5 protein-coding genes and 1 pseudogene are annotated in these 7,583 nt (G+C 43.3%); all 6 read left to right on the top strand.

The annotated features are described in order from the left end of the window. Positions 1-172: 172 nt before the first annotated feature. Positions 173-1,192 carry an aromatic ring-hydroxylating dioxygenase subunit alpha gene (locus NJ959_RS22685; protein WP_254014017.1) on the top strand — a complete coding sequence of 340 codons (1,020 nt, stop codon included), beginning with the start codon at positions 173-175 and terminating at the stop codon, positions 1,190-1,192. A 44-nt stretch (positions 1,193-1,236) separates the two neighbouring features. Further along, positions 1,237-2,679, top strand: coding sequence for an MATE family efflux transporter (locus NJ959_RS22680; protein ID WP_254014016.1), 1,443 nt, complete (start codon positions 1,237-1,239; stop codon positions 2,677-2,679). Between the two features lies 1 nt (position 2,680). Beyond that, a pseudogene (locus NJ959_RS22675) lies at positions 2,681-3,502 on the top strand (carbamoyltransferase N-terminal domain-containing protein); the annotation flags it as partial. A 1-nt stretch (position 3,503) separates the two neighbouring features. Beyond that, positions 3,504-4,901, top strand: coding sequence for a sulfatase family protein (locus NJ959_RS22670; RefSeq protein WP_254014014.1), 1,398 nt, complete (start codon positions 3,504-3,506; stop codon positions 4,899-4,901). A gap of 106 nt (positions 4,902-5,007) precedes the next feature. Next, positions 5,008-5,919: a formylglycine-generating enzyme family protein gene (locus tag NJ959_RS22665; RefSeq protein WP_373693696.1), complete on the top strand. Its 912-nt coding sequence runs from the start codon at positions 5,008-5,010 to the stop codon at positions 5,917-5,919. A 453-nt stretch (positions 5,920-6,372) separates the two neighbouring features. Then, the coding region (locus NJ959_RS22660) for an MATE family efflux transporter (RefSeq protein ID WP_254014012.1) at positions 6,373-7,583 on the top strand (1,211 nt) is incomplete at its 3' end.

The raw sequence follows: 7,583 nt of genomic DNA, 5'->3' as shown, positions 1-7,583 counted from the left end.
AGACTCAAATTGTGGTCTTAAGAATCCCCGTGTCTTCAGACCGGGGAGTGTCAAAGATTGCAAATTCAAATCTTATGGCTCGTGGAGAATATCCACTGCGACTCAAGCGACTTTAGTCCTGTTTCCTCTCAGCGCTGAAGCGACTGAGTTTCCACACATCCCATGAGGTCTTATGACAACTGCCGACCTAATCTTAATCAACAACTGGTACGTAATCGCAAAGGTAGAAGATTGTAAACCAGGAAGTATCACCACAGCTCATTTGTTGGGAGTTAAGTTGGTACTATGGCGCAGTCATGAACAGAATTCACCCATACAGGTATGGCAAGACCACTGTCCCCACCGAGGTGTGGCTCTGTCTATGGGAGAAATTGCGAATAATACTTTGGTTTGTGCGTATCACGGATGGAGATACAATGAAGCTGGTAAATGCGTACACATCCCGGCTCACCCTGACATGGTACCCCCAGCAAATGCACAAGCCAAGACCTATCATTGCCAGGAACGCTACGGCTTAGTGTGGGTTTGCTTAGGGAACCCAGTTAATGATATACCTTCGTTTCCCGAATGGGACGATCCGAATTATCACAAGACTTATACTAAGTCGTACTTTATTCAAGCTAGTGCGTTTCGCGTGATGGATAATTCCTTAGATGTATCTCATTTTCCTTTTATCCATGACGGTTGGTTAGGCGATCGCAATCATACAGAAGTTAAAGACTTTGAGGTGAAGGTAGACAAAGATGGCCTGACTATGGGTAAGTATCAATTCCAGACATCAAGGATTGTCAGCCATATCCAAGATGACTCATGGGTTAATTGGTTTAAGCTTAGTCATCCTTTATGTCAATACTGCGTTTCAGAATCCCCTGAAATTCGGATAGTGGATTTGATGACGATAACACCGATTGATGAAGACAACAGCGTGTTGCGGATGTTGATAATGTGGAACTGCCTTGAAACGTTGGACTTTAAAACATTGGAGTCAAAGCTACTAGCCGAATATGACGAAACAATAGAACAAGATATTCGGATCCTACATTCTCAACAGCCAGCGCGTTTACCACTGTTACCCTCAAAGCAGATAAATACACAATGGTTGTCACAGGAAATACATGTGCCATCGGATAAATGCACAGTTGCCTATCGTCGATGGCTAAAAGAACTAGGCGTTACTTATGGTGTTTGTTAACTTCAGTTGCATTGAGTGTATTAAATAGGCGCAAGATATGAGATATGACAAATACCCAAATAAGATTGGCAGAAATAACATCAACAGGATATAAGTCAGAGCTTATATCAGAAGCACGAGTAAGCCTACGATTGGCAATTCCCTTAGTCATTTCGCAAATGTGCGAAACGGGTATTTATACAGTGAATGCAGTCATGATGGGTTTACTTGGTACACAAGTTTTGGCTGCTGGTGCTTTGGGCACGCTCGCTTTTTTGAATTTATTATTTACCTGCTATGGTATTACCTCAGCAGGAGGAGCGCAAGCAGCCGAGGCTTTTGGGGCAAATAAAATAGATCAACTTCGTCGTATTGCTTCTGGGCAAATATGGCTAGCAGTTGCCTTGTCTTTACCTGCAATGCTTCTGCTTTGGCATGGCGATACTATCTTGCTGCTATTAGGTCAACAAGAAAGCAATGTGTTACTGGCAAAAATCTATTTACACTCAATTGTGTGGGGCTTTCCTGCTGCACTTGGTATTATGATATTAAGAGGCATTGCCTCTGCTGTCAACGTCCCCCGATTGATAACTGTCACTATGCTGGCTGGGCTGATATTGAATGCCGCTGCCGATTATGTGTTAATGTTCGGTAAATTTGGTCTTCCTCAACTTGGTTTAGCTGGAATAGGCTGGGCAACTGCTCTGGTTTTTTGGGTTAGTTTTATAGCAGGAGTTATTTTGCTTATTTTCTACCCAAAAGTTAGAGATTATCAACTTTTGGGCAACTTGCATCAGTTTGATAAACAGACCTTTGTCAAAATTTTTCAAACTGGATGGCCCATGGGGCTTCAATGGGCAGCGGAAACAGCACTATTGAACGTCACCGCTTGGCTAGCAGGGTATTTAGGAACAGTCACATTAGCAGCCCATGAGATTGCGTTCCAAACAGCAGAAATGGCGATGGTGATACCACTCGGAATCGGCAATGTTGCTATCACGAGAGTAGGTCAGACCATGGGAGAAAAAAACCCTGTGGGTGCAAGAAGGGCAGCATTGATTGGGATTATGATTAGTGGCATTTATGCCAGTGCTGTGGCAGTCATTTTCTGGTTGTTTCAATATCAAATAGCGAGAATTTATTTAGATATAAACAATCCCGAGAATATCGAAGCAGTTAAGACAGCAACTTCTTTTATTGTTTTGGCGGGATTATTCCAAATTTTTTACAGTATTCAAATAATTATTGTTGGGGCTTTGATAGGGTTGCAAGATACGTTCGTGCCAGTGTTAATGAACTTGATTGTCTGGGGTCTTGGCTTGGCAGGAAGCTATTTCATGGCAATCATTTTAGGTTGGGGAGGTATCGGTATCTGGTTAGCTATGGTTTTGAGTCCACTACTCTCAGCAATTATTTTAATTGTTCGTTTTTATCAAGTGATTGGCAATAAGATTGCCAATAGTGATGATGGGGAAGAGAGTCAACTTATACTCACCCAAAAGGTGTGAAATGCAGATATTAGGAATTTCAGCTTACTACCACGATAGCGCTGCCGCTATGGTTGTCCATGGCGAAATTGTTGCCGCAGCCCAGGAAGAACGTTTTTCAAGACGAAAGCACGATGCTGGTTTTCCTACTGGAGCGATCGCTTACTGTCTAAAACAAGCAGGAACCAAGTTACAACATGTCGATCAAATTGTTTTTTACGACAAGCCATTAGTCAAATTTGAGCGGTTGCTAGAAACCTATTTAGCCTATGCGCCAAAGGGATTTAGCTCGTTTATCACAGCCATGCCAATCTGGCTAAAAGAAAAGCTTTACCTCAAGACACTCTTAAAAAAAGAATTGGCACTTTTGGGGGAGTGCAAAACTTCTCAATTGCCTCCTCTATTGTTTACCTCACATCACCAAGCCCATGCGGCGGCTGCTTTTTTTCCCAGTCCTTTTGAGCGTGCTGCCGTTTTGTGCTTAGATGGTGTAGGAGAGTGGGCAACCACCTCCGTTTGGATGGGAGAAGGAAATCAACTCACACCCAAGTGGGAAATTGATTTTCCCCACTCCCTCGGTTTGCTTTATTCAGCCTTTACCTACTACACCGGGTTCAAAGTTAACTCAGGTGAGTACAAACTTATGGGTTTAGCGCCCTACGGCGAACCCAAATATGTAGACCAAATTCTCAACCATTTGTTGGATCTCAAAGAAGATGGCACTTTTCGGTTGAACATGGACTACTTCAACTACGCAGTTGGGTTAACCATGACCAATCATAAGTTCAACAATCTGTTTGGGGAACCACCACGCAAAGCAGAAGGAAAAATCACCCAAAGAGAAAATGAACAAACGCAAACTACCAGCAATTAGTCGTCGTCAGTTTTTGGGGACTGCAATTACCAGCACAGTCTTGACATTAGGAGGATTGAGTGTGTCTTCTGCTGTCGCTGCCACACAAAAGCGTCCTAACATACTGTTCATTTTGACGGATGACTTGGGCTGGGGCGACATTGGTATTTATGGAAAAACTTATCAGACGCCAAATTTAGACCAGTTGGCAAGGGAAGGTACGCGCTTCACCAATGCCTATGCAGCACAAACTGTTTGCACGCCAACACGGATCAGCTTTTTTACAGGTCGTTATCCAGCGCGATTGCCAGTTGCTCTTCAAGAACCTCTAGTTGACAGTGACAATGTAGGATTACCGCCTCAACACCCAACGATCGCTTCCCTTTTGAAAGCCAATGGTTATCAGACAGCATTGGTTGGTAAATGGCACGCTGGTTTTCTTCCAAATTACAGTCCACTCAAGAGTGGTTTTGATGAGTTCTTTGGAAATTATAGTGGGGCGATCGACTACTTTACCCACAAAAATGAAAGTGAAAAACTTGACTTCTATGAAGGTGAGGTGCTTGTAGATAAACCAGGCTACGCTACAGACTTGTATACTGAACGTGCCGTTGAATTTCTCACTAGACCACGTAATAAACCCTTCGACAACGCTCAGGGTGAACCGTTTTACCTAAGCCTTCATTACAATGCACCTCATTGGCCCTGGGAAAGACCAGAAGATGAAGAGTTGAGTCGAACTTTCTACAGTTCAAATGATATCACTGCCGGAGGGTCAAAAGAAACTTATGCTGCGATCCTAAAAAGGCTAGACGACGGAGTTGGTAAAGTCTTGCAAGCTTTAAAAGATTCCGGACAGGCTGATAATACCATAGTCATTTTTGCTAGTGATAACGGGGGTGAGAAATTCTCTGATATTGGACCTTTTCAAGGGAGAAAAACCAGTTTGTATGAAGGTGGTATACGAGTCCCCACTTTTATTCGCTGGCCCGGAGTGATTCAACCAAACCAAGTGAACAACCAAGTTCTTATCACTTTCGACTTAACAGCAACAATTCTGGCAGCAACAGGTACTTCACCCGATCCCGACTATCCACTTGATGGTCGGAATTTGCTCCCTGTCCTTGTGGGTAAAAAACCTGTTTCCCCTCGAACGCTGTTCTGGCGCTATAAATCTAATGAGAGTGGGTATCCTTCAGGACAACTCCAAGCAGCAGTCCGAAGCGGGGATTGGAAGTACTTGCGTCAGGGAGAGAAAGAATATCTGTTCAATCTTGCTAATGACGAAGGCGAACAAACTGACCTCAAGGATAATAATCCCGACGTATTGAAGCGGTTGCGCAATCGCTTTGAGGAATGGAACGGGCAAGTTTTACCTTACCCAGCATAAGGAAAAGTCATTCATGCAGGAACGTACATTACATCAAGAGGTTTCATCTGGTAAATCTGGTAGGCAAATCGCGATCAAGTGTCCTGGTAAAGCACCTGATAAAGAGATGGTCTGGATACCTGGTGGCGATTTTGTGATGGGGTCTGACCACCATTACCCAGAGGAAAGTCCAGCCCATCTTGTTCGTGTAGATGGCTTTTGGATGGATCGCTACGCCGTCACTAACAAACAGTTTCAACGTTTTGTGAAAGCAACTGGCTACGTGACAGTGGCAGAACGTCCACCAAAGCCAGAAGATTATCCTGGAGCTATACCGGAACTCTTAGTACCAGGATCAGCTGTATTTCAACAGCCGGAACAACCAGTTCATTTACAAACTTGTAGCTGGTGGGTTTATGTACCTGGTGCAAACTGGCGACATCCAGCCGGACCTGGAAGTTCTATCAAAGGGCGAGAAAATTATCCTGTGGTACATATTGCCTATGAAGATGCTGAAGCTTACGCAGCTTGGGCTGGTAAATTGTTACCGACGGAAGCACAGTGGGAATTTGCGGCTCGCGGTGGGTTGGAGGGTGCTGTCTACTCCTGGGGAAATGAATTTGCACCCAAAGGTAAGCGCATGGCTAACACTTGGGAAGGTAAATTTCCTTGGCAAAACCTAAAGCCGCACTCTCCTGGAGCAGAATCTGTCGGCTTGTATCCTCCAAATGGTTATGGTTTGTACGATATGATTGGCAACGTTTGGGAGTGGACAACTGACTGGTATCGAGATTCTCACCCGGAAAATAAGACAAAATCTTGCTGTATTCCAGTCAACACCAGAGGCGGAACCCAACAAGAGAGCTTTGATCCAAATACACCGCTCTCCCGAATACCCAGAAAAGTACTCAAAGGTGGTTCCTTTCTGTGTGCGCCTAACTACTGTCAGCGTTATCGACCAGCTGCACGTCATCCAGAAACGGTGGATACTTCAACGTCTCATATTGGGTTTCGTTGTTATGTCTTCCACTTCCTGTAGGAGCAGCAATGTTTTATACACCAACTATATGGCATACCGCAGCTGCCAATACTTCAACTAACAATTACTGGATACTAGCTCTGATTTTTACAAAAAACAACATCAAACCGCTGTTGGTGGATGCTTTGAAAGGGAGAATCTAGTGATAGCAGGCTCAACCATCAACTTAAATAATGTCAAAAATAACAAATTTTCTGACTTACGCTTTGCTGGCTGTTAAGAAGGCAGAATTACGAAGGCAGAAGGCAGAAGGAATCCCCATAAATAAATTCAGGGGATTTACCAAGGACGCAGTATTTCTTGTGCTACGCATCTCGAAATACATATTTTCTTTATTTTTCATAACTAAGGAACTAGGCGTTACTTATGGTGTTTGTTAATTTCAGTTGCATTGAGTATATTAAATAGGCACAAAAAAAGTAAGACACATAGTACTAATTCTAAAGCTGAGATATGACAAATACCCAAAGAGGATTAGCAGAAATAACATCAACAGAATATAAGTCAGAGCTTATATCAGAAGCACGAGTTAGCCTACAATTGGCAATTCCCTTAGTCGTTGTCGAAATATGCGAAACGAGTATTAATACAGTGGATGTAGTCATGATGGGTTTACTTGGTACACAAGTTTTGGCTGGTGGTGCTTTGGGTGCGATCGCTTTTTCGACTTTATTATTTACCTGCTCTGGTATTCTCTCAGCAGGAGCAGCTATAGCAGCCGAGGCTTTTGGGGCAAACAACATAGATCAAGTTAGTCGTATTGCTTCTGGGCAGATATGGCTAGTAGTTGCCTTGTCTTTACCTGCAATGCTTCTGCTTTGGTATGGCGATACTATCTTGCTGCTATTAGGTCAACAAGAAAGCAATGTTTTACTGACAAAAACCTATTTACACTCAATTGTGTGGGGCTTTCCTGCTGCACTTGGTATTATGATATTAAGAGGCATTGCCTCTGCTGTCAACGTCCCCCGATTGATAACTGTCACTATGCTGGCTGGGCTGATATTGAATGCCGCTGCCGATTATGTGTTAATGTTCGGTAAATTTGGTCTTCCTCAACTTGGTTTAGCTGGAATAGGCTGGGCAAGTACTCTGGTTTTTTGGGTTAGTTTTATAGTGGGAGTTATCTTGCTGATTTTCTCCCCAAAAGTTAGAGATTATCAACTTTTCCGCTACTTGCATCAGTTTGATAAACAGACGTTTGTGAAAATTTTTCAAACTGGATGGCCTATGGGTTTTCTATTGGGAGTGGAATCAGCAGTATTGAACGTCACCGCTTGGCTAGCAGGGTATTTAGGAACAGTGACATTAGCAGCCCATGAGATTGCGATCCAAACAGCAGCGATCGCGATAGTGATACCACTCGGAATCGGCAATGTTGCTGTCACGAGAGTAGGTCAGACTATGGGAGAAAAAAAACCTTTGGGTGCAAGAAGGGCAGCATCAATTGGGATTACGATTGGTGGCATTTATGCCAGTGCTGTGGCACTCATTTTCTGGTTGTTTCCATATCAGATTGCGGGAATTTATTTAGATATAAACAATCCAGAGAATATTGAAGCAGTTAAGACAGCAACTACTTTTCTCGCTTTGGCGGGATTATTCCAATTTTTTTACAGTATTCAAATAATTATTGTTGGGGCTTTGATAGGGTTGCAAGATAC

Source organism: Limnofasciculus baicalensis BBK-W-15 (assembly GCF_024178385.1).
Classification (GTDB): domain Bacteria; phylum Cyanobacteriota; class Cyanobacteriia; order Cyanobacteriales; family Coleofasciculaceae; genus Limnofasciculus; species Limnofasciculus baicalensis.
The sequence above is the reverse complement of the archived record's forward strand: the minus strand, read 5'-3'. Positions and strand labels throughout refer to the sequence as shown.

Bases quoted from the DNA above. Each gene is read 5' to 3' on its own strand.
- NJ959_RS22665 (WP_373693696.1), top strand. From the start codon at position 5,008: ATGGTCTGGATACCTGGTGGCGATTTTGTGATGGGGTCTGACCACCAT.
- NJ959_RS22685 (WP_254014017.1), top strand. From the start codon at position 173: ATGACAACTGCCGACCTAATCTTAATCAACAACTGGTACGTAATCGCA.
- NJ959_RS22670 (WP_254014014.1), top strand. From the start codon at position 3,504: ATGAACAAACGCAAACTACCAGCAATTAGTCGTCGTCAGTTTTTGGGG.
- NJ959_RS22680 (WP_254014016.1), top strand. From the start codon at position 1,237: ATGACAAATACCCAAATAAGATTGGCAGAAATAACATCAACAGGATAT.